Genomic DNA, 24,131 nt, shown 5'->3' with positions numbered 1-24,131 from the left:
TGCGACTAAATTAAGCCTTGTACTTCTGTACTGCGCCGGGAAGCTTGCTCCATTCGGCATACCAGCTGTTAAACAGCTTGAACTGCGCTTCGACATATCCGCGCTGACTGGCCGAAAGAGCATCGGTTTCATTGAAGTGCAGCGTATATTCCTTATCGCCCTTCAGAACCATCATGTGCTTGAAATAGAGCACAAGATCAGGCCCCTCATCAAAGGATGAAAGCACGGCAAGCGCCTGCTCGAGTTCAAGCGCGCGCTGGCGCGCATCAGCATCGCCCGCAGCTGCAGCCTGCGAAAGCTTGCAAAGCTGGATGACTTCCTTCGGCAGAACGTTGCCGATGCCCGTGATCGCACCAGTTGCACCGCAGTTTACAAAGCCATGGACTACAGCCGTATCTACGCCGATCATCAGCGTTACATCGTCATCGCGGCTGGTGATGTTTTCAGCCGCATAACGCATGTCAGCCGGACCACCGAATTCTTTGAAGCCAACAAGGTTCGAATGCTCTGCACGCAACGCAAAAAACAGATCGGCGCGGGTTGCGAAGCCATAATATGGGCTGTTGTAGATGACAGCAGGAAGATCAGGAGCAGCAGACAAGATGGCTTTGAAATGAGCTTTCTGCGCTGAAATCACAGAGCCACGCGACAGAACACGTGGGATTACCATCAGACCCTTGGCACCAACCTTTTGCGCATGTGCTGCGTGAGCTGCAGCAACTGCGGTGTTGACCGCACCCGTGCCTACGATCACAGGAATGCCTGCTGCGGTAAGACGCGCAACGCCTTCCATACGCTGCTCATCGGTCAGCAGTGGCCAGTCGCCCATCGAACCGCAGTAAACGACAGCCGACATGCCAGCCGCGATCAGTTCCTTGCCTTTGCGCACCAGCGCATCGAAATCAGGCGTGCGATCGTCCTTGCATGGGGTCATCAGAGCCGGAATCACGCCGGAGAAAATATTGGCAGCCATCTAAAACTCCTCTCAGAGCATTTCCAGTAAAACTGCAGAGCAGCTTTGCAACGGACAATGCAACAAAACAAAAAACAGCGCAGTTGAAACTGTCGTGGCGTATTGCCTCGTATCAACTCTCTATAACTGATATATCAGTATGTATTTTATTTGTCGACAAAAATTAGACAGGTCTACAAACTTATTTCCAGACGGTCGTCCCGCATCACCAGTTTCTGCACTTGCCGCACAATCTGCTCGGCGTGTTCATGCGCTAATTGCTCGGCAAGTTTGACGTCACGCGCGGCAATTGCTGCGATCATTTCGTCGTGCTCTTCCACAAAACGTTTTGGCAGCCGATCATTATAAGACTGATAGTAAAGTCGCAGAATACGACGTCCCTCATCGAGAAGACGCTTGAACAATGTAATGAAATAGGGATTGCGCCCCGCTTCCGCGATCGCCAGATGCAAAGCCGCATTGGTGGCAATCATGCCAAGCGCGTCCTGTGCTTCAACCGCCGCCGCGAACTCTTTCTGATGCGTCCCGATGATCTCCAGATCTTCGGGACGATGGTTTTTAGCTGCAAGCTGCGTGGTCACGCGATACATCAGCGTCAAAGCATCGAAATAGGTATGCATATTGAGGAAATCGATATTTGACACCATGGTCGAGCGGTTTGGCAACGTATCAATCAACCCCTCGCCTGCCAGCCGCACCAACGCCTCCCGGATTGGCGTACGGGACATTTTGAAACGCTCGGCAAGTTGCACCTCATCAATTGAGCTACCGGGCGGCAGAACCAGATCGAGAATTTCATCGCGTAGCAGGTCGTAGACCATTTTAACGCCCGATCCACGCTTACGCTCATTTGTGAGGATGGCTTCACTATCCGTCATAGGCTTATCCTTCTGTCGGAAATTTAAGCGTTTCCCGAAAAGTGCGAAGCGGTTTTCGGGAAACGCTTTAAGACAAATGATTAGAGCGCCAATCTGATACAATCAGATCGAAACGCATTCTACGCGAAAGGTTCAGTTGGTCCCTTGGCAGGCTGAGTGAACCACTCAGGGCCTTGATCCGTCATGTAAATATGGTCCTCAAGGCGCACACCAAACTGCCCTGGCACAACAATCATCGGTTCATTGGAGAAGCACATGCCCGGCGCGAGCGGCAACTGATTGCCACGAACAATATACGGCGCTTCATGGATTTCGAGACCCAGGCCATGGCCTGCGCGATGCGGCAGGCCGGGCAGTTGGTAGTCTGGTCCGAGACCATGCTTGACCATCACAGCGCGGGCGGCATCATCAAGGCTGGAACAGGCCGCACCAACTTTTGCTGCATCAAACACAGCCTGTTGCGCCTGTCGCTCGATCGTCCAGATGCGCTCAAACTCGGCTGTCGGTTCTTCCAGCATATAGGTGCGCGTCAGATCAGAATGATAGCCATCGATCCGGCAACCTGTATCAACGAGAATGACATCACCGTTCTTGTAAAACTGCTCACCATCGGCACCATGCGGTAGCGATGTTGCCTTACCAAAAGAAACGATGCAGAAAGTTGAGCCGCCAGAGGCGCCCATTTCGCGATGCTGCTCATCAATAAAACGCACGACCTCCGACGCGGCTATGCCCGGACGGATGAACTGGTGCGCACGGCGATGAACCTCAAGCGTCAGCTCCATGGCATATTTGATAATGCCGATCTCTGTTTCAGACTTGCGAATACGCTGCTCACGGATAATTGGCCCTGCATCGACAAGACGATCAGCACCGATTTCGTTGCACAAAGCATTATAGACAAACAGCGGCACAGCATCGTCAACGGCTAGTGTGTCACCCGCTTTTAACAGCGAGGAAACCAGTGCAGCACTATTCTCTTCTTCCTGCCAGACGCAGATTTCGCCCGGCAAATGCGGAAGGCTTTCCACGCGGCTCTGCTCAAAACCCGGAACAATATAAACAATGTCTGTCTGTGTGATAATGGCACCGAGCAGGCGTTCACTCGAATGCCAGACAAGACCTGTGAAATAACGCAGGCTTGCGGTTGACCCAAGTAGCAGAGCACCAACGCCTTTTTCGCTCAGAGAACGGCGCAAAATTTCCAATCGCTGCAGCCGCTCATCATTGGAAATACGCGGCGCATGGGTTGTGACAGACATTCCTTATTCCTTTCAGCAGATGCCACTCCTACCGTGACATGCTGAAAGGATAAATCTCTGTACGCAATTTGTCGACAGGGTCAGATTTTCACCAGACCAGTCCGTTTCAAAAGCCCCATCAGCAGCAAGGGCAGCAGTGTTGTCAGCAGAATCGCGATAAATGCCATCGCCATGCCAAGACCAACCGATCCCTGCTCAAACTGTCGCCAGATGAAAATCGATATGGTCTGCATACCAACAGGCGCCACAAGAATCGATGCCACCAGCTCTCGCGTCGCCACCGCAAAGACCAGCAGCATCGCAGTGATAAGGCTGGGCGCAATCAGCGGCAGCATGATGCGGCGGAATGTCGTAAAACTGCTTGCACCACATACCCGTGCCGCTGCTTCGAGATTATCGCCGATCTGGTGAAACGCAGCTGTCGCGTAGCGAATTGGCTGCGGCAGCAAAATACAGCAGTAAGCAAGCAGCAGGATCAGCGGTGTATTATAAGGCGAAATGAGCAGCGATGGCTGGTTCCATGCGAGGATAAGGCCAACCGCAACCACGACACCCGGCAGGGAATTCGGCAAGACAGTCAACACATCCAGCCAAAAGCGCCCACGGAAGCGCATTTTTACCACCGCATAAGCGGCGACTGCACCAAGAAAGCCAGTCAACAAAGCGCTTGCTACGCCAAGCGACAGACTATTGACCAGCGCGCGCATGGCACCCGCGCTATTATCCGCAATATCTGCAAAATTATCGAAGCCAAGATTTGCAGGCGTCAGCCCACCGGAAATTGTCTTCGACATTGCCGTCGCAAGGATTGCAAGGAGCGGCACGCCGGTTGCGGCGAAAGCTATCACAGCAAACAAAATCACGACCGGGATTTTGAGTGTTCCAAGATCCCGCTTGTCTTTGTTCTGCGGCTTGCCGCCTGTTGTCACATAGGAGCGACGCGTCAAAATCCAACGCTGAAACATGAACGCTGCGAGCGAAAGACAGACCAGCGCTAACGAGAAGACCGCCGCTCCTGAAAGATCAATCGGCCAGTCGGATATTCTAAGGTCGATTTCCGTTACCAGAACTTCAAAACCGGAACGACTGCCAAGTGCGGCAGGTGTTCCGTATTCCTCAATGGCAGAGGCAAAAACGAGCAACAAGCTTGCGGCCAGTCCGGGCGTTGCCAATGGCAGCGTGATCCGGAAGAACGAACGCCAGGGCGATGCACCAAAAACACGCCCCACATCCGAATAACGTGCTCCGACTGCTTCGATGGTGCGCGAAACCGCAAAATAGACCAATGGAAATGTATTGAGCGCCATGACAAATGTCATGCCCGCAAGCGAGAACAGAAATGGCGCGAGATGGAAGCCCGCAAGCTGATCGAGATAGCCGCGCGGTTGTAATGTCATGATCCAGCCAAGCGTTGCGATATAGGGCGGGATCATGAACGGCACCAGCATCAATACGTCCCACACCAGCGCGAAAGGCACTTTATACAGTGCCCGGAATACCGCCAGAGGCACTGCAATCAGCGCCGACAATGCCACCACGCAAAGCCCGAGCAACACAGTGTTACCGGTCATGCGCAAGAGCCTGGGATCTTCAAAAAGAGCTGGCAAATGGGCAAAGGGTGCAGTCAGCAGACCTTGGCCGATCTGCGGGAAAATGGCTTGCAAAACGATGAAAATGAATGGAACCGCAACCACAATCGCGAGTCCTATGACAGCCACAAAACCAAGGGGATTTGAAGCAGTAGCGGTCTTAGCACTCATGATAGCCTCTGCGGTCGCCGAGCAGCAGATACAATATATCCACTCGCTCATAATCTATTGAATTGAAAGAATAAGAGGCTCTCCCTGAGAAACAGGAAGAGCCGTTTGAACGCGCATCTGATCCGAAAACTGTTTCACAATTTTCGGAATGTGCTCCAGATCTTATTTCTTCGCGCCGAAGATCGCGTTGAATTCCTTCAACGTTTCGTTGCGCTTGCCATAAACGGCTGCTGCGTCGATCTTCAGAATCTTCAGATCGCTGATCAATGGACGGTTTGCTGCAATGTCAGAACGCGCAGGCATCAAATAGGTATCCGCCACCATCTTCTGACCTTCATCCGACAGCATGTAATCGATGAACTGTTTGGCTTCATCCTGGTTCTTCGACCATTTGAGGATCATGGCCGGACGCGGGGCAATAACCGTGCCCGATTCAGGGAAGATGACATCAATTGCTTCGCCCTTGGCCTTGCCTGCGAGCGAGATGTAATCGACTGCTCCAAATACAGCGGCCTTTGCACCCTGAAGCACCGGGTTGAGCGCTTCGGCATTGGCACCGGCAGCAGCTGCACCATTTTCATGCAGATGTTTGAAAAGATCCCACCCCTGCTCTGTCTGCAGAGCGGCAACGAGTTCGAAAGTTGCACCCGACTGCGCTGGATCAGGCAAATTGACCAGATCCTTATATTCCGGCTTGGCAAGATCTGCCCACTCGGTTGGCTTCGGGGTCTTGCTGTTTGGATTCCATGCGATACCAAGTGCCGAAACACCCTGGGCAACAGCTGTTTCATTCTTCAGAAAATCAGGAACCTTTTCAGCATTGGGGCTCGTATAAGCCACAAGCCAGTCGCGCTTTGCAAAATCGGTTGCTGTATCCCATGACGCTGAAATCAGAACATCCACAACCGGATTGGCAGCTTCGGCTTCAATACGTGCCATGACCTTGCCGGTCGTTGCCTGAAAGACATTGACCTTCGTGCCAGTCTTGGCGGTAAAGCCTGCGGCCAGACCTTCGATCAGCTTGCCCGGACCTGCCGAATAGACGGTGACGTCAGCAAATGCAGCCGTGCTGGCAAGCAGTGCTGCTGAAAAGGCAATCGTGGCGCCAATAAGGGACTTCTTCATAAATCTCTCCTGAGATGCAGTGACGTGAAGTGATTGTTACGAGAACCAGCGCAGCTGTTCTGGATCGATGGCAATGCCGACCGGCATACCGGGCGAAAGCCGGCTGTGATCGAGATAGGTCAGTTCATGTCCGGCATGCTGTGCGCCAATGCGAACCGTCGTCAGATGGCCATCTCCGCGGAAATGAGTACGTAAGACTGTTGCCCGAATTGCTGCATCGTCGATTGCAACGCTGCGCACAGAACGCGACGGCAGAAGGACATGCGTCGCATGTGGCGGCATGGCAACATGGCTCAACCGCACTTCAGTTTGAGAAATACGATAGAAGCTATTTTCACGTTCCACCGGCACCACACAGCCAAGACGCAGGAAATCCGCAACAGCGGGTGTTGTAGGATAGGCGACCAGCATTTCAGGTGCTGCAAGTTGTTCTATTACCCCTGCCCGCATGATCGCCACCTGATGCGCCAGTGAGAAAGCCTCACTTTGATCATGTGTGACGTAGATTGCAGTCAGACCGAGATTGGCGACAAGCTGACCGATCTCACTGACCATGTTTTCGCGCAATTCGCGATCAAGGTTCGATAACGGCTCATCGAAAAGCACCAGACCAGGCTCGGCAACGATCGCACGTGCAATGGCTACACGCTGCTGCTGACCACCGGACATGTCGCTGATTGAGCGATCCCCGAAACCCGAAAGGCCAACGCGATCCAGCGCCGACTTCACACGCTTTTCGCGCTCCGCACGCCCTATACCGCGCATCTCCAGCGGAAACGAAACATTCCCGTATACTGACATATGCGGCCAGAGTGCATAATCCTGAAACACCATGCCAAGATGACGTTTTTCCGGTGGCGCAAAGGTGCCGTTCGTAGCATCAGCTACTTTTATACCATTGATGGTGACAGACCCCTTGGTCGGAGCCAGCAATCCGGCGACAAGCCGCAGAAGCGTCGTCTTTCCACATCCAGACGGACCCAGTAGGGCAAGCGTTTGTCCCTTTGGAAGGGTCAGATCCACGTTTTTGAGGATCACGCTGCTGCCATAGGCAAGGCTTAGCCCGGCGACTTCAACAGCAGCTTCTGCGTGTAATTGAGTTTCATGTAGCATATTCGCGCAATCTGAATGGTTTGCGCGCTTTTATTCCGGCCTCGTGACAGAGGAATGACAAAAACCACATGGCGCAGAACCACAGCGATTCAGCACCTACTAAAATAACAGGAAGCCAAACAAAAGAATCATCTCTATAAGCAGCACTGGAGTTGATACCGAATGCAGTAAATAGTATAAAATTGATATTTTTTGTATAAAATTGACACTATAGTTCGATTAACGAAATTATTTCCCGTTCAAACTTAACGGAAACTGAACTAAAAGGGAATTATATTTAAGTTTCTTGCAATTTCAGGAGATAAAAATCGTTAGAAATGTTGATATGGGCTTGAAATGCCCATACACTAAAAAACTAATAAGAAAAACAAATACATATACTTGTAATGCAAAATACCTTGGAGGACGGCCGATTATCGGTCCGTTTTGAGCATTCAGGAGGGACTATGTGTATTAAGTTTAGTACGCTTGCAGGAATTTTTACCGCAGGTTTGTTGATACCGACCATTGTAAACGCGCAAACGACTTCTACGCAGTTCACAGTTCAGATAACCATAGCAGGCGCCTGCCAGATCAACTCGGCAACGAATATGGATTTTGGCACGCACGGGGTCCTGGCGGCGAACACCGATGCAACCAGTGTCGTGACGGTTCAATGCACCAATACCACTCCTTTCAATATTGGCTTGAGCGAAGGTGCAGGATCAAACGCCTCCGTCGCCAGCCGTCTTATGACAGGAGCCGGCGGTGCGACAGTTACCTATTCGCTATACCAAACAGCCACACGTGACACGGTTTGGGGCGCCTCTGTTGGCACCGACACTGTTTCAGGAACAGGCACAGGTGCGGCTCAGCAGTTCACTGTCTATGGCCGCGTCCTCCCTCAGAACACACCGGCCCCCGGCGTCTATACCGATACGGTTACTGCGACGATAACGTATTGAACGTAAAGGGAGACTTGCATGCGTATTCTCATACTTGCAGCGCTGGTTGTTGCTGGCCTGCATATTTCTTCTGCGCAATCAAACGCGGCATCGTTAAGAGTGTCTCCGGTTCTGATAGACCTTAGCGCCCCAACGGCCGCGTCCAGCGTTCGGATTTGGAACGATGCAAAACACCCCATCAATGTACAGGTCAGAATCTTCCGGTGGAGCCAGAGCAACGGCGTCGATAGCTATACCCCCGCCACAGATGTCGCCGTAAGTCCGCCGATCTCGCAACTGAAGGCGGGCGGCGAAAATATGGTTCGCGTGGTTCGCACATCAAAGCGGCCTGTCAAAGCAGAAGAAAGCTACCGCCTGATCGTGGACGAGTTGCCAAGTTCTTCACAACAGAAGTCGGGAACCGTCAATCTCGTCATCAGACATTCTATTCCGGTCTTCTTCTCACCACAGGACAACAGCGGTGCTGATGTGGCCTGGAATGTGCAGCAAAAGGCTGGCGGATATCAAATCACGGTCAACAACCGGGGAGACAAGCGCATGCGCGTCTCCGATCTGGCGTTACAGAACAAAGGCGGTGCGCCCGTCGCACAACAAAAGGGACTTGTGGGCTATGTGCTCGGGAAATCAAGTGTTTCCTGGTTCATCCCCGGTACACGCAATAATCGGGGTGGTGGTTCGCTGACGATCTCAGCACAAAGCGAAGCTGGCCCGATTAATGCACAAGCGAACGTCAGGGGCGGTTGACCTTGCTGTTTTGACGATTGCTTGTCTGACGATCTTCTCGGCCTTTCCGAAGGCTGCAGCTCAAGATTTGCCACCCCCTTCGGCAGGAATCGCTAGTCCTGACGATGAATTTCAAGAGCTGCAACTCGAGGTCTTCGTGAATGGTTCATCTTCGGAGTTGATTGCTGCCTTTCGTCAAACACCCGACGGGCTCCTGTTAATAGAGTCCCAGCAACTGAAAAATGTCGGCATCAAGCCTGCGAAGGAAGCGACAAGGGAGGACGGCTGGGTCGATATCGGCCGGCTACCCGGTGTGGTGGCAACTTATGATGAAGAGAACCAGACTGTAAGCTTTGACGCCATGGAGGATAGCCGTGCGGCGCGGATCATTGATGCGCAAGCCGATGAAACACCGCAAGCCAGCGAGGAGGAAAAGCCAGTCGTAACAAGCAATCTGGGAGGGTTGATCAACTATACCGTCTATGGTTCGACTGGTGGTTCGAAATGGGACGATCTGACGTCATTCCAAGGTGTTTCAAGCCTGCTCGAAGGACGTCTGTTCGGTCCTTATGGTATACTGACGTCATCGCAGATTTTAAGCTCTTCAGACGTGGCAAACTTTGGTTCTACGCGACTTGATACACGATGGTCCTATTCCGATCCGACGCGTCTGATGACGTATAACGTCGGCGATATAATCTCTGGTGGCCTATCCTGGACACGCCCAACTCGCCTGGGTGGCATACAAATACGCCGCAATTTCACGCTGCGCCCCGATCTGGTAACGATGCCGTTGCCAGAGCTTTCCGGTTCTGCCGCAGTGCCTTCAACAGTCGATGTCTATGTCGACAATGCTCAACGCGCCTCACGTTCGGTTCCATCGGGACCATTTTCAATCACCAATCTACCGATCATTACAGGTGCTGGCACAGCGCGTCTTGTGGTTCGCGATGCGCTTGGCCGTGAAACAGTCTCGGAGACGCCATTCTATGCGTCGTCTGATCTTTTGGCTAAGGGACTTGCAGATTTTTCCGCCGAGATTGGTTTTGCCCGCCGCTATTATGGTGTTGAATCGAATAATTATGATGAGCGGCCGATAGGCTCTGCAACACTCCGCTACGGTCTGACGAATAACTTCACCATCGAAGCCCATGCCGAAGGCGCCGAAAATTTCTACAATGCAGGCGCTGGCAGCGTCTTCAATGTCGGCACTTTCGGCGTTGGCTCCGTTGCGGCATCCAGCAGCCGCTTTGGTGATGAAACCGGCTATCAGGTTGCCGCAAGCCTCGAAGCTGAACTCTGGAACATCAAGTTTTTCGCAAGAACGCAACGGACTTTCGGCGACTTCAATGACATGGCTTCCGTCACCGCCGATATCGCCAGGTTCGGGCTACCCTCGACGCTTTACAATGCAAAGCCACCGCGATCGCTCGATCAGGCTTCTATTGCCTTGCCTCCCATATTCGAGAACCTCAATCTCAACTTTTCATACGCGCAATTGGAAACGGCGAATTTCGACAAGTCCCGCATTGTCAGCATGACCGCAACCAAACCCATCGGACAGAAGGGCAATGTGTTTTTCTCCACCTTCACCGATCTCGAACGCAAAGGCTCCTTTGGCGTCTTCGCCGGTCTGTCATGGATGATGGACGGCAATATTACTGCATCGACCGGCATTTCTTCGGATGATACCGGCACGAGTGTCACTGCGGACCTCATGAAATCCGAGCAGCCTGTCGTCGGTAGTACAGGATGGCGTGTCCGCGGCTCTTATGGACAAAATGACATCATTGCCGCCAGTGGCAGCTATCGCAGCTCGATTGGCCGCGCCGAGGCCGGTGTCGAAAAGTTTAATGATAGTGTGCGCGGGACAGCACAGTTTGAAGGCGCAATCATCGTGGCAGGTGGCGGGGCGTTTCTCGCCAATCGCGTCAGCGACGCCTTCAGCGTGGTTGACGTTGGGGCGCCTGATGTAGAGGTCTTTTATGAAAACCGCCCAATTGGCAAGACCAACAAACGCGGCAAGCTGCTCGTGTCGGATCTGCGTTCCTATGAAGACAACGCCATTTCAATTGATCCATCAAACCTGCCACTCGATGCGAGTGTAAGCACTACGCGTCAGGTTGTACGCCCGAGTGATCGCAGCGGTGCTGTTGTCGATTTCAACGTATCTGCTGACACCAGACCTGCATTGATAACCATTCGCAACGAGGCAGGTGATTATATTCAAACAGGCGCATCAGCCCAACTCAATGACGATGAAACCACGATCGTCGGCTATGATGGTCAGGTCTACGCTGAGAATATTGCCGAAACAAATACGCTGATTATTCGGCAGTCAAACGGTGAAAACTGCACCGTCACTTTCACCGCTCCTGCAAAAGCCAATGAACGCACAACGATACCTGATGCCGTGTGCCGGAAAGACCCATGACAAAACAACTCCTGATTTTCATTGCTGCACTATTTCTGAGCGTCACAAGTGCGAGCGTGGTGATTGCTCAAACCTGCACGTCCACCATCTCGGACATGAATTTCGGCACGGTCAACCTCCAGGCCGGCGGGGCTATCGACACAACAGCAGTGCTCAGCGTTACCTGTTCAAGTTCGCTTAATCTGCAGCTGCTTATGCGGGTATGCCCGAATCTCAACGCTGGAAGTGGAGGAAGCTCCGGGAGCACACGCTTGATGACCAATGGCGCCAATACATTATCCTATCAATTTTTTCAGGACGCCAACCGGACAGTCCTTTGGGGATCATCTACCAACACAACATTGGGCACCGTGCCAGCGATCGATGTCATAGCACCTATTCTGGGGCCGGGTACGGCAACCCGCACAATTTATGGACGCATACTCGGTTCACAGGCGTCCAAACTGGCAGGAACCTATTTATCAATGTTTTCCGGTGGACAGGCACGCATAAACTACGTTCGCTATCTCTTGGGGGCTCCCGACTGTTCGACAGTCGCCGACAATCCGATTCAGCCAAGCTTCAATGTTCAGGCAATTGTCAATCGCAGTTGTACAGTGTCTGCAAGCCCCCTTAATTTTGGAACTCACAGTGCTATGACGTCGAATATTGACGCCAATGGCGCGCTGACAATTAACTGCACACTGGGTCTGCCATATAGCATTTCGCTGAATGGCGGTTTGAGCAATGCTCAACCGACACAGCGCCGAATGACACTTGGCTCAACCGCGATCATTTACGGGCTCTACTCAAATAGCACACGCACCGTCCCATGGGGCAATACGGCTGGTCAGATTGTATCAAGAACTGGAACCGGAGCAACGGAAAGCGTTCCGGTTTATGGCCGTGTCGCGCCCCAGGCGACCCCCGCTTCGGGAGTTTATACGGACACGGTTGTTGTGACGATCAATTATTAAGCGCACAAAAAAGAACCCGACCTGAAAAGGTCGGGCCAAGTTTCACGACGGATGGAGATAGAAAGTATTATCAGTCGTGGTTATGTCCGGCTTCGCCCGCATGGACCTTGCCAGAGCCGCCAACTGCAACGAGGTTAAAAGGCTTGCCGGCAACTGCAATATCGCCTGCTTTTTCAAATGAGACTGCATTAACGAGATGCAATTGCCCTTTAAGCGGATCACTCACAACGACGTTGTCGCCTGCAACTGCAATACGTGGGCGCGGATCACTCCAATGACCATCCATCGAATATGGCTCAGTCAACCTGATCGATTTGACGATTTCACCTTTGAGAACATCAAGCTGGTGAAGCTGGCCATCCTCAGTGAAGACATAGGCAAACTTCGGGCGCACCGGATCAACTGCAAAATGTACGCGCCTTGTTGGAAGCTGAACCAAACGGAATCCACCATCAGCTTCTGAAGGATCGACCAGAACAATCCGGTCAGGTCCATAGTTGCCGATGAAATATTGCAGCCCCTTGCCACCGATCAAAGTGGATGAACTGCCTTCGGGTAGCGATTTTCCGTAAGGCAGATGCTTGATAACAGGTTTGTCACCATCCTGTGTGATGAGCAACAACCCCGTATCACAGGCAAGAGCATAAATGCTGCCCGAACCAGCAGACCCGTGCAGGCCGGGGCATGCAACATCGTCGCCAACTTTATTGCCCTTGAAATCAACAATGCGCGCGCCGATTGGTCGCTTGGATGCATCTTCCGGATTTGGAATCGTTACAACAGCATAATTATCATACGGAACCGACACGCCGTGATGCGGAGCGACGACATTGGCTGTCTTCACCTCGAGCTTTTCGCCGAGAGCCGCATTTTCGGTGAAGAAACGCGCCGCATCTTCTCCATCAAACCACTGCGCAATATTGCCCTGCCGTTCGACAAAGTGCGCAGGCTTCAATCCCGACAACTCAACCTTGAGAAGCTTTGAATCATCGACATCAATATCAGCATGATCGCCATGGTCATGGAATGAAATTCCGGTCGAAATAGCGGACACCTCGCCCGCAGATCCCTGTACAGCGTATACTGTTTCTCCGCTTTCGCTACGATAGAGCGATGCTGGACCCTTGATCTTGAAACTCTCTAATTTGTCGCCGTCGAGAGCATCAATGACATTGACGACAGGCTCGGCATGGTCTGACACAAATAACCGCCACGCGGTCACATTGTCTTCTTCGGCCAGCGCATTTCCGCTCGTCATGCAGACGGCCATTGCAAGCGCCGAAGCAGTCAGCATCAGCTTTTTCATGGAACTCTCCTTATTAATGATATTACATAACATTCAAAGACGCAGTGGTAGTGATATTGACTGCACTTATTGGGGGGTGATTGCTGCCCGGATGGTTTCGGTATTGTAACGCATCATGTCGATGTAAGACGCGGCGGGACCATCAGGTGCGGACAGTGCATCAGAATAAAGCACCCCACCGAGTTTGAGCCCGGATTCAGATGCAATCTGTTCAACGAGACGCGCATCGGCGATATTTTCGGCGAAAACAGCCGCAGCCCGGTTCTCCTTGATATCGCGAACGACGCCCGCAACATCGGCAGCAGATGCTTCAGATTCTGTTGAGACGCCTTGTGGCGACAAAAACTTCACGCCATAGGCATTCTCAAAATACCGAAATGCATTATGGGCAACGACTACAACGCGCCGATCCTGCGGAATGGATGCAATTTTACTCCTGATCTCGGCATCGAGCGTATCCAATTCCTGCTGATATGCAGCGGCGTTATGCTTGTAAGCATCACATCCCTTGGCATCGACTTTGCAAAATGCTGAAACGATATTCTGAACATAGATCCTGGCATTGCCCACAGACTGCCAGGCATGGGGATCGAATGGCGCTTCATGGAATACCGCCTTGGTACCGTAATAGTGGTAATGACCGCCATTCGGATCGCGCAAAATCTCGGCGCCTTCAGTCGCCTCAACAATCTCGGCCTCTGTTCCGCTCGCTTCGACAAGCCGGGACAAAAAGCCTTCCAATTGCAGACCATTCACCAGAACCACATCAGCTTTGGCCATTGCGATGGCATCCGACGGTTTCGGTTCATAGACATGGGCGTCACCATTGGGGCCAACCAGCGTGCGCAGTGTAATTCTGTCGCCGCCCACTTTCTGCGCCATATCACCCAAGATGGAGAAGGTGGCAATAACCTTGAGTTTTTGCTCTTCTGCGCCCGCTTGCGAGCAAGCCACCAATGTTGCGACACTCAATACAAGGGCAAGTTTCGATTGCCTCATCATTTCAATAAGTCCTTCTGATTGTTAGGCAATTTTATGCGATTTTCGAGACCTGCGTGTCACAAGCACGCCTCGGGTTCCCGCGAGCACCGAGATAAAATAAACGGCTCCCGCAGAAAGAATGATGGCCGGTCCAGACGGCAGCGACAGATGATAGGACAGCAGCAAGCCGGATAGCGAAGCGCCAAGCCCAAAGACCATCGCCAGAATGCACATGGTTTCAACGCGGTTTGTCCAGAAGCGCGCCGATGCGGCAGGCAGGATCATCAGCCCCACGGATAGCAACGTGCCCAGCGCCTGAAAGCCCGCCACAAGGTTGAGCACCACAAGGCCCAGGAAGATGAAATGCACCGGTGAGCCGAGCTGCGAAACCGAGCGTAGAAACAAGGGGTCAAGACATTCAGCAATCAGCGCGCGCCAGAATACGGCGAGCGTTCCCAACGTCAGGATTGTGGTCAGCGCAATCAGGAACAGCGCATCATTATTGAGCGCCAGTACGGTCCCGAACAAGACATGCATCAGGTCAACACTTGATCCACGCATCGAAACCAGCAGGACGCCAATTGCCAAGGATATCAGATAGAAGGCGGCCATCGAGGCATCTTCCTTCTGGATTGTCAGGCGTGAGACGGCACCTGCCCCCAGCGCCACCACTATTCCGGCGATCATCCCGCCAATGGTCATCGGAACGATTTCCAAACCGTAAAACAGGAAGCCGGCAGCAGCGCCCGGCAGAATGGCGTGGGACATTGCATCGCCAGTCAAGCTCATACGGCGCAGCATCAAAAATACACCCACAGGACATGCGCTGATAGAAAGGAAGATCGCCCCCAGCAATGCCCTTTGCATAAAGGCAAATTCCGCGAACGGAGCGATAAAGAATTCATGAAAATGAGTGGTCATGCTGCGTCCTTATTGAACGCTTGCACACCGGCTGAGGCGGGCTGATGGCTATGCTCAGCCTCACACCAAGGCGCTGCATCGTCCCAGGCTTCATGGAAATGACGAGCGCGCGCAAGATTTTCGGATGTCAGCACTTCATCTGCATTGCCCCAGGCAACTGCTCGACGCGCCAACAGCAATGCTTCAGGAAAATTCTCCCGGACCAGATCAAGATCATGGGCGACAACCATGACTGTACGCTTCTCATGATGCCAGCCCTTGATCAGTCCAATCAGGTCGGCAACAGTTTTCTCATCAACTGCATTGAATGGCTCATCCAACAGGATCAGCTCGGCATTCTGGACAAGCACCCGCGCGAACAATGTGCGCTGGAGCTGCCCGCCAGACAGACTATCGAGTGGACGTCTCTCAAAGCCTTCCAACCCAACCGCTATGAGCGCATCGGTCAATGTCTGTCGGTCGCGGGAATTATGTCGGCCCAACAGCCCACGCCTTGGCCACAGACCCATTCCAACGAGATCGATGACACGTGCTGGAAAAGAACGATCCAGCTCCGATTGCTGCGGCAGATAGGCGAGACTTTGCGTCTTGCTTGCGATGCACAGACCCGACATTGGCCGTAGAATTCCCGCTATACCCTTCATCAAGGTGGATTTTCCCGAGCCGTTTGCCCCGACAACCGCAGTCAGCGAGCCCTTACGGACCACACCACTGAGATGATGGACCGCCGGGTGGCTGTTGTAGCCAAGCGTCAGGTCACGGAAAGTCAGGCATGCATCAGTCATGGATTCCAGCGCTTCTACTGATCGAAAGGGGATCGAGAAACGATCCATATATGTAATGTTATTACATTAAGAGAAGCCATCGCAAGCAGTATTATGAGAAATCCAGTCCAAAATATCCGATGCGATGCAAAACGGGTGCTTTCCCCTTAAGATTCAGCGAAAATCTGCTGTTTCCTGCATTAATTTCTGGTGCTTGGGGATCAGAAATGGATAATGTAATCCGGTCCTTCGCTGGCGTTTTGGGCAATATAACAGAATGCTGCGGCAAGACCCTGATCGTAAAATCCAATTTAACGCCAATTCAGACAAACTTCGGAGTGGGGTTTGGACCGTATCATTGAAGCCTATCAGATTTGCTCTGAACAGGATTGCGCAGATGAGCCGTCAATGGACTGGCCCTATATCTGCGCGATGGATCTGCTCACGCATCCGCTCAATACTGCTATCGCTGATTATCTGGATTTTGTCGGCAATGCATCCAACGCAGACCGTGCATGGATAATTGAGTATCGCCACGATCTGCTGCGTTTTCGGAATATCTATGAATGGTGCAGAGGTGGGACGGTGTCCTTCCTTGAGGAATTGCAGGAAGCTCCCACAACGCTTATCGGCTGGCTGCATCGGTATTTGGCTGCCGGTAAAGCTGTAGCAGTCAACAATGTCCATAGCCTGCCACGTGCCGCGCGGGCGATACAGGTCGAGTTCTCCCGACAGGGCAATAAAAGCATCCTGAGTATCCCGATATTTTACGATGGGCGATTACGCGGCATCATCGGTTTCGATACAACACGTGAATATCATCAATGGTCTGGTGCCGAAATCAAAGCGATGTTTCAATGCGCCAATCTGATTGCACAGGCTCAGTATGGCAGTAACAACAAACAGATCGCTATTGCTCCAGAAGAAGAGACCGAACCGGTCGTATATCTGCGCAAACGAGGTGTTGTTCGCGGCGTGGCGCCCGAAACAATCGTCGGCGTCCGTTCAGCGGGAAATTATAGCGAAATCTGGTTGAATGATGGCTCGATGCTGCTCGATTCACGATCACTCGGCATCTGGATGAGTATTTTGCCGGAAAGCTATTTCTTTCGCGTCCATCGAACTGCATTCGTCAATGCTTTGCATGTTTCCGATGTCGACAGAAGCAAACCGGACAAGTGGCTTATTAAGATGCGCGCCATACAGCAATCATGGCCAGTCTCGCGCGTCTATCGCAAACCCTTGCGCGAACGGTTGGGTGTTTAAGATAGTCCGGTTTTCTGGCCATCCGAACCCATGTTCATTCGTCCAACCGGCGGGTTGATTCATCCTTCTGTGATTGCCCGGAGCGACGCTTGTTCTCAATGCTCTCGGCAACGGAACAATGCAACTCACCATGCACTGAGGGATCAACATGCGTTCGAGCCAGTCGTCTGAAAACTGCCCTGCACACTTCATCCGCGCGCTACTGATAACCAGCGCGCTGACGTTTGTGACAGTCCAGCACGCAAGTGCTGAAGACCTTGCTTTGAAAGACGCCGTCTCAATGACCGGCATGGCATTATTCCTGAGTTCCGGCGCACCGGCTCTGACAATTGCGGTCGTCCGCGGTGATGAAAGCATTGTGCAGGGTTTTGGGGAAACAGCGCCCGGCAATGATATCGAACCGAACAGCAAATCTGTTTTCCGCCTCGGCTCAATCTCCAAGGTCTTTGCGACCGACGTCCTTACGTCGTTGGCAGCAGATGGTAAATTGAAACTGACAGACCCGCTTCAACGCTATGCGCCTGATGGTGTCAGCGTTAAACAAACAGGTCGGCCTATCACACTTCTCGATCTGGCAACCCATTCAGCGGGCTTGCCGCGCGAGCTTGCCGATCCCGATGCGACCCCCTCGAACAATCCGTTCGATGCTTTTGATCGTGACTATTACTGGAAATGGATCGGATCGAACGCGCCAGCCTATGCGCCAGGCACGACTACCCTTTATTCAAACTTCGGTTACGGATTGATGGGCGATGCCCTCGCCAAGGCGGGCAATAGCAGCTTTGCAGACCTCTTAAAGAGCAGAGTATTCGAGCCTGCAGGCATGAGCGATACAACAACAACGCTGAACGACGAACAGAAAAAACGGCTGATGGTTGGACTTGATCCGTTTGACAAAAATGACCCTAATAATGTCGTTCCAGATATCATGCACGCCAGCGCGGGCGTCTATTCGACCGCCGATGACATGGTGAAGTGGATGCAATGGCATCTCAACCCGACGTCCGCAACACAAGAAGCCCATACCCTCGACCATACGATGTGGCTGCCATATGACGGCCTGGAGCGTGTTGTCGGTACAGAAGTAACAGGTGGCGAAGGAATGGGGCTGGGCTGGGTTGTAACAATGCCACGCAACGGTGTTCCCATGCTTTTGGGCAAAAGCGGTGGGCTTGGTGGTTTCATGACCTACGTGGTCCTCTCACCCAACCGTAAGCTCGGGATTTTCGTTGTCGCCAATCGCGTCAATTTCGGAATGTTCAATGGCATTCGTTCAGGTGTGCATGAACTCGCTGCAGAGCTTGGGCCTCGATAGCCCAAGCTCCCACTTTTACCATTTGTAGCGGAGCACACCTTTGCCAGCATAATTTGTGCTGGCACCGGAAAACTCCGCGTCAAAGGCAGCACCCAGCGATAGGCCATTGTTCCAGACCATCTCAGCTGAGACGCTGGCAAGTCCAACATCTTTGGGCTGGGATGCGCCATTGACCACAAAACCCGCTCCCTGCAGTGCATTGATGGCGGCGAAGACGTTGCGGTCATTATTGAAGTTGCGCGCCCAGGCCACACGTCCGCGCGTTGTGAAGACGCCATCCGAAAGTACCAGAGATTTGTCGAGGCTCAGTCCAAGTTCGCCACGTCCTACAGTTTCGCGCTGCGATGAATAGTTAAGCGCATAAGTGTCGCTGCCCGCATAGGCTTTTTCCGAATAAGATGGCAGATCAAAGCTGACAAACTGCCCCGCCGCGTAAGGGGTTATGCCGAGCCAGGGTGTATCAAAGCGATAGCCAGCCTCAAGCCGTCCAGACCACGAATTTGCACGATAGCTGCCGTTGAGCTGGTCTGTTTCGTAGAAGGAAACAGTCCTCTCTGTGTCGATGCTTTGCCAGCCATAGGCAAGTGCGCCGGTAATATAGGCATTGCCGATATTGTGCCTGCCATAAATGCCTGCCTGAAACAGATCGGAGTCGCCGCTGCCCATGCCTTCAGCGAGGCTGAACTTGGTACCACCGCCAGCAACTGCAAAACCGAGGATCGTGTCAGGCGATACCAGATAATCTGCACCGACTGCGATACCATAAGCACGACCACGCGCGTCATGTGATCCAATAATCGCATCACCATCCGTTTTGCGAGAGCTACCATAGCCCGCGCCCCACACACTCCAGCGGTTCTCAAACATATCCGCGTCAGATGTTTGCGCTTTTGTGATGCGCCCTGCCCGGCCAGCCACCAAAGGATCAGCCAGAGTGTTCATGAACTGGCTCATGGCATCGATGGTCGTTTGTTGTGCCGCCGTCGCAAGCTCCCCGGAAGCCGCCGTCAAACCATCGGCATCCAACCCACCAAAAGCGACAGGTATTTGCCCGTTCTCATCAAAATAATCGACCAGCGCAGCGGAGACATTCTGTTGGTTCACATTCATGCCGCCAATACTCATTTCGAGATCAAGGAAGGCATTGTTAGTATCGTATCGTAACAGCGAGGCGAAATTCTCCGGCAGATTTGTCGTCACCTCTTCACCAAACGTGCTTCCAGCCAATCCACCTTCTGCATTGAGGATGTTGTAACGCTTCATCACATAGCCGCCGGGATCAAATGACGCATGAACCGTTGCGCCACCCAAATCGGCCTGCCCCGTCACATTCACCCGATCAGAATCTGAGGTGGAAATTTCAACGTCATAAAGAGAGGACGCCGTTAACCGCAGATCACCCGCCACAGTGAGCGTTCCAATGGAGTTGCCGGGTGCTAACGTGCCACCATTAATGAACGTCTGCCCCACCGTACCTATACCGCCCAGTTCTGCTCCTTCATGGACTGTCGTGAGTATCGAGCTGCCGATTGAACCGTTGACTGCAAGTCGTCCTGATAGAACATCTGTGGCACCTGTATAGCTGCTCTCTCCTGTGAGGACGACAGCCCCCTCGCCTTTTTGCTGAAATCCACCAGTTCCGCTGATCTTACCTGAAAACTCAAACGCGTCTGAGCGGTCAAATGCCAGCGTTCCATTGTTGATGACATCGCCAGCAATCCAGCCGGATGTACCTCCGCTACCAATCTGTAGCGTACCGTTCTCGATAAGGGTGCCGTTCGTATAATAGTTGTCGGCATCCAGAATAAGAGTACCAGAGCCCGCCTGAACGAGAGCACCAGTACCGAAGATATTGCCTGAGAATGTATAGTCATCGCTGCGATTGAATGCGAGCGTTCCGTTGTTGAACACATAACCAGCGATGGAACCCGTCGCGGCCCCATTACCGATCTGCAACGTACCTGCTGTGATGAATGTATTGCCAGTGTAACTGTGATTTCCCGTCAGAACGGTTGTTCCGCTTCCCGCCTGAAGCAATGCACCTGCACCGGATATAGAACCATTATACGTAAAGCTATTTGAGCGATTGAACACCAGTAAACTGTCATTGGCAATATTGCCGGTTATAGAACCAGTCGTGCTGCCATCACCGATCTGCAGAATACCACCTGCGATCGTCGTACCGCCGGTATAGGTTCCGTTTCCGGAAATGATGAGCCGTCCGGCGCCATCTTTATACAATGCTCCTGCAGGTCCAGAAATGGCTCCGCTGAGTTCGAGTGTGGTTCCAAACAACGTATTTATTGTTGCCTCACCACTTAAATCCACCTGACGATTAAGCTCGATATCGCCGAGTGTTATGAGCGTCGAATTACGGATTTCAAGTTTCGCAAAGCCCGAATTGATCCCGAGATTTGTCGCGTCAAAAATTACCAGAGACCCACCGTTAATGGTGGTATTTCCCCAATAATTATTGTTCCCGGAAAGCACGAGCATTCCGCTGCCGGTTTTGACCAGATTACTGTTGAAACCATTGCCGGTTATTGTGCCTGCATAAATCGTATCGGCGTCTTGAGCGATAGTAAGCGTCGTGCCGTCAATGGAGATTTCTCCACCGGTTCCGATCAATGAACGCATACGCAACTCGTTGCCATTGAGATCGAGAAGACCGCCTGTGAGGACATAATCAGTGTTACTGGCGATTGCCGAATAATTATTCGCTTCAAGGCGTAACGTACCTTCGTTGATCCAGGTGCCGCCTGACCAGCTATTCGCTCCGCTAAGCAGAAGTGTGCCACCGCCATCCTTAAACAGCATGCCATCACCTGAAACGCCGCCCGACACTTTCATTTCCTGGCCTGAAAGAACATTGATCCCAGACACGCCGCCCAGAGTTACAGCCTGGGTCAGATCGAAACTATTGGCGGTTCTCAATGTGCCGTTATTGATATTCAGCGTATTGTTTGCCGAACCCAGATTTTGCATTGAAGCGACCTGAAGAATGCCGCCGCTGATGTAAGTATTGCCGGAATACGTGTTGTCTCCCCAGAGAACCAGCAGACCGTCTCCGGTTTTTTCCAGACCGGAAGTGCCGGCAATAGAGGCGCTTATCAGCCCTCCCTCATTATTAAGGACACGTATTTCGGGCACCACAATCTCGATGCCCGAACCGCTATAACCATTCAGGTTGAGCGTCGCTCCGGCATTACCCTCAATTCTGAAATTGCCGCCAGCAAACTGCAACCCAACAGCCGACTGCGCACCATCAATCGTGACCGTACCGCCCAACCCACGGAAGATGGCATAGCCATGGCCCCAGGTTGTATCAGCAGTTCCGCCAACCGGGTTTAACCAGTTCTGGTTCGTACTATTCCAAATACCATTCTGATCTGTACCACCCGGAGCTCCGCCATCCCATTGCTGAAGAATATTCAAGCCTTGAGGACTGACGAGCAAATCGACTGACCGTGCTCGCGTGGTATCCACCGTGTAGCTGAAACCGAACGGCGTCGTATCTGGTGTCTGACCGACGTTCAATCCGCCATTTGTCTGGGTCAGATTACCCGTATATGAGATTACCCGATGATACCCGATCGCAGGAGCGCCCGTTACATTCATCATCGTGCCATTCAGCGCAACGTCACCATTCACAACAGTCGCTGCTGTCGTGCCAGAGCCGCCCATAGCAAGATTGTATGTATAGAGCCCACCGCTATTGAATGTCGCCTTACCGTTCACAATGAGCGACGCAGCATCACTTGGGAGAATGGAGCCACCTGCATTGAGGGTGAGTCCGCCATTGAGTGTCATTGAGCGCGTACCAGTTGGCGCGAGAACACCACCTGAATTGATGATCGTCGTACCTGCCTGACCTGATCCTTCCAGTCGGCCGGCATTATTAACGGTCAAAGTGCCATTGAGCTTTGCTCTTTCGGCAATATCCAGCGTACTGTTGGACACAGTAGCGTTACCGTTAAACAACGAGCTGTCGCCTGTCAGCGTGGTCTTGCCCGAAAGAAATTTGAGGTTCGCAAAACCCGATATTGAAGCGTCAAAGCTGTAATCAACCGCATTGTGATTGAAAACAGCATCGGTAAATGGCGCAAGCATCAGATCACGGCCAACAAATATGCCCGGAGCAACAGCGGCTTCACCTTCAGCAGCACCAATATTGAGAACACCATAAGCGCCATTATCGCCAATATCGATCATGCCGCGCGGGGCGCCAACAATCGCACCATCGGCGATGGTCAACGAGCCGCGGCCCCCATCATTATCGGCGTTACCACCACTGACATAGATGTCCCGCGCCGTCCATTTCGTACCCGCACCCGTAACAAGAACGGAGCCAGTGGAACCGGAGTTTTGGCCGATTGCAACTTTACCGGACTGAACTTGCGCGCCATTGGAAACGGTCATCGTTCCCTGCCCGGAATCACCGACCGCCAACATGCCATCCACCGTCAGGCTTGATTGTGGACCATTGAGATTGACAGTGCCCGACACCGAATGTTGACCGCCGATCAGCAGATCGCCCCCAACCTTCACAGCGCCGCCATTGGCTATCTCAAGGCTGCCCGTATTGATGTTGCCAACGACCAGAGACTGATCAACAGTCCATTTGGCCGAACCGGAGGTGCCGTTACCAGTTGCGATAACCTTGCCGCCGTCGATAAAGCCTGTATCGGATTGCAGTTCTGATTGATCAGGGCCGAGTGCCAGTATGCCGTCCGCAACACTGACATCTTTAAATCGCGTACTGGCCTTTCCACTGAGCGTCCATGTGCTCTGGTCAACCTTAAGAATGTGGCTGAAACCCTGAAATTGCGCACCTATCGAGGAAAGATCGAATGTCGAGTTTTCCAAGCCCGCAAAGGATAACATGGCGTCAGTGCCCAGATTAACTCCACCGACAAACTGATATCCATTGAGAAGCTGCAGCAGGTTGTTCGAGCCGTTGATCGAGATTGCTGCCGCGCGTGTTTCGTCTGAACCAAATCCGCCGGATACTTTACCTGCTACGCCTATGAACGATTGCGATGCAGAACCTTCAATACCAATACCGCCCACGGCTCCGTCGCCGCCCTGAATGATCGCGCCTGTTCCGACCTCCACGCGAAGGTCGCTCGCAGCGTTCATCCAGACGCCCTGGCCACCATTTCCCTGAAGACCACGGTTGCCATTGCTCGTAGACATTGTACCTTTGTAGACCGAGCCACCACCTCCACGAGCCCCCCTGTCTCCACCTTGTCCACCCTTAACACTGGCACCAGCGCCCAGAATAATGTGGCTCTGATCGGCATTCGGCCCACCGAGAACGACGCCTGTGCCCCCAACGCCGCCATTTCCGCCATTGCCACCATTTCCCAGATTATAGTCGTTGGCGTAATCGCTGTTACCACCCCAACCG

The 24,131-nt window shown here is 52.6% G+C and carries 17 protein-coding genes; 6 read left to right on the top strand and 11 right to left on the bottom strand.

Annotated elements, in window-relative coordinates; translation table 11 throughout:
* Positions 1 to 10: 10 nt before the first annotated feature.
* From CEV32_RS02315 to CEV32_RS02290, 6 genes are all read right to left on the bottom strand, one after another.
* Positions 11 to 973 (bottom strand): dihydrodipicolinate synthase family protein, encoded by a 963-nt coding sequence (locus CEV32_RS02315; protein ID WP_094573835.1) that lies wholly within the window; start codon positions 971 to 973, stop codon positions 11 to 13.
* Between the two features lie 173 nt (positions 974 to 1,146).
* The gene (locus CEV32_RS02310) at positions 1,147 to 1,851 is read right to left on the bottom strand and encodes a GntR family transcriptional regulator (RefSeq protein WP_094573834.1); all 705 of its coding nucleotides are present in this window, start codon (positions 1,849 to 1,851) and stop codon (positions 1,147 to 1,149) included.
* Between the two features lie 119 nt (positions 1,852 to 1,970).
* Entirely contained in the window at positions 1,971 to 3,113 is a 1,143-nt protein-coding gene (locus CEV32_RS02305) for a M24 family metallopeptidase (RefSeq protein ID WP_094573833.1), read from the bottom strand.
* A gap of 80 nt (positions 3,114 to 3,193) precedes the next feature.
* Entirely contained in the window at positions 3,194 to 4,873 is a 1,680-nt protein-coding gene (locus CEV32_RS02300; RefSeq protein WP_094573832.1) for an ABC transporter permease, read from the bottom strand.
* 162 nt (positions 4,874 to 5,035) lie between these two features.
* A complete protein-coding gene (locus tag CEV32_RS02295; RefSeq protein ID WP_094573831.1) occupies positions 5,036 to 5,998 on the bottom strand; it encodes an ABC transporter substrate-binding protein in 963 nt (320 codons plus the stop codon).
* 36 nt (positions 5,999 to 6,034) lie between these two features.
* Positions 6,035 to 7,111: an ABC transporter ATP-binding protein gene (locus CEV32_RS02290; protein WP_094573830.1), complete on the bottom strand. Its 1,077-nt coding sequence runs from the start codon at positions 7,109 to 7,111 to the stop codon at positions 6,035 to 6,037.
* Positions 7,112 to 7,557: 446 nt separating this feature from the next.
* Between CEV32_RS02290 and CEV32_RS02285 the strand changes: the two genes are divergently transcribed.
* Genes CEV32_RS02285 through CEV32_RS02270 form a run of 4 tightly spaced genes read left to right on the top strand, consistent with a single transcriptional unit; the run spans position 7,558 to position 12,168 of the window.
* A complete protein-coding gene (locus CEV32_RS02285) occupies positions 7,558 to 8,055 on the top strand; it encodes a Csu type fimbrial protein (RefSeq protein WP_094573829.1) in 498 nt (165 codons plus the stop codon).
* Between the two features lie 18 nt (positions 8,056 to 8,073).
* Positions 8,074 to 8,799: a fimbrial biogenesis chaperone gene (locus CEV32_RS02280; RefSeq protein WP_094573828.1), complete on the top strand. Its 726-nt coding sequence runs from the start codon at positions 8,074 to 8,076 to the stop codon at positions 8,797 to 8,799.
* Positions 8,771 to 11,212: a fimbria/pilus outer membrane usher protein gene (locus tag CEV32_RS02275; RefSeq protein WP_094573827.1), complete on the top strand. Its 2,442-nt coding sequence runs from the start codon at positions 8,771 to 8,773 to the stop codon at positions 11,210 to 11,212. The genes CEV32_RS02280 and CEV32_RS02275 overlap by 29 nt, the downstream gene beginning before the upstream one ends.
* Complete coding sequence (locus CEV32_RS02270) at positions 11,209 to 12,168, top strand: Csu type fimbrial protein (RefSeq protein ID WP_094573826.1); 960 nt, start codon at positions 11,209 to 11,211, stop codon at positions 12,166 to 12,168. The genes CEV32_RS02275 and CEV32_RS02270 overlap by 4 nt, the downstream gene beginning before the upstream one ends.
* A 70-nt stretch (positions 12,169 to 12,238) precedes the next feature.
* On the opposite strand, the gene aztD is transcribed toward CEV32_RS02270, so the two are convergent.
* The 4 genes from aztD to aztA form a co-directional block, all read right to left on the bottom strand.
* Positions 12,239 to 13,474: a zinc metallochaperone AztD gene (gene aztD / locus CEV32_RS02265; RefSeq protein ID WP_094573825.1), complete on the bottom strand. Its 1,236-nt coding sequence runs from the start codon at positions 13,472 to 13,474 to the stop codon at positions 12,239 to 12,241.
* A gap of 66 nt (positions 13,475 to 13,540) precedes the next feature.
* The gene (aztC, locus tag CEV32_RS02260; protein ID WP_094573824.1) at positions 13,541 to 14,476 is read right to left on the bottom strand and encodes a zinc ABC transporter substrate-binding protein AztC; all 936 of its coding nucleotides are present in this window, start codon (positions 14,474 to 14,476) and stop codon (positions 13,541 to 13,543) included.
* A gap of 21 nt (positions 14,477 to 14,497) precedes the next feature.
* Complete coding sequence (gene aztB / locus CEV32_RS02255; RefSeq protein WP_094573823.1) at positions 14,498 to 15,376, bottom strand: zinc ABC transporter permease AztB; 879 nt, start codon at positions 15,374 to 15,376, stop codon at positions 14,498 to 14,500.
* Positions 15,373 to 16,161 carry a zinc ABC transporter ATP-binding protein AztA gene (aztA, locus tag CEV32_RS02250; protein ID WP_094573822.1) on the bottom strand — a complete coding sequence of 263 codons (789 nt, stop codon included), beginning with the start codon at positions 16,159 to 16,161 and terminating at the stop codon, positions 15,373 to 15,375. Before aztA ends, aztB begins: the two co-directional genes overlap by 4 nt.
* Before the next feature lie 324 nt (positions 16,162 to 16,485).
* On the opposite strand from aztA, the gene CEV32_RS02245 reads away from it, so the two are divergent.
* A complete protein-coding gene (locus CEV32_RS02245; RefSeq protein WP_208620789.1) occupies positions 16,486 to 17,406 on the top strand; it encodes a GAF domain-containing DNA-binding protein in 921 nt (306 codons plus the stop codon).
* 148 nt (positions 17,407 to 17,554) lie between these two features.
* The gene (gene ampH, locus CEV32_RS02240) at positions 17,555 to 18,721 is read left to right on the top strand and encodes a D-alanyl-D-alanine-carboxypeptidase/endopeptidase AmpH (protein WP_094573821.1); all 1,167 of its coding nucleotides are present in this window, start codon (positions 17,555 to 17,557) and stop codon (positions 18,719 to 18,721) included.
* Between the two features lie 15 nt (positions 18,722 to 18,736).
* Here the strand turns inward: ampH and CEV32_RS02235 are convergent.
* A partial coding sequence (locus tag CEV32_RS02235; RefSeq protein ID WP_094573820.1) for an autotransporter domain-containing protein occupies positions 18,737 to 24,131 on the bottom strand: 5,395 nt, incomplete at its 5' end.

Origin of the sequence: Brucella rhizosphaerae (genome assembly GCF_002252475.1) — a bacterium.
GTDB lineage: Bacteria > Pseudomonadota > Alphaproteobacteria > Rhizobiales > Rhizobiaceae > Brucella > Brucella rhizosphaerae.
The sequence above is the reverse complement of the archived record's forward strand: the minus strand, read 5'-3'. Positions and strand labels throughout refer to the sequence as shown.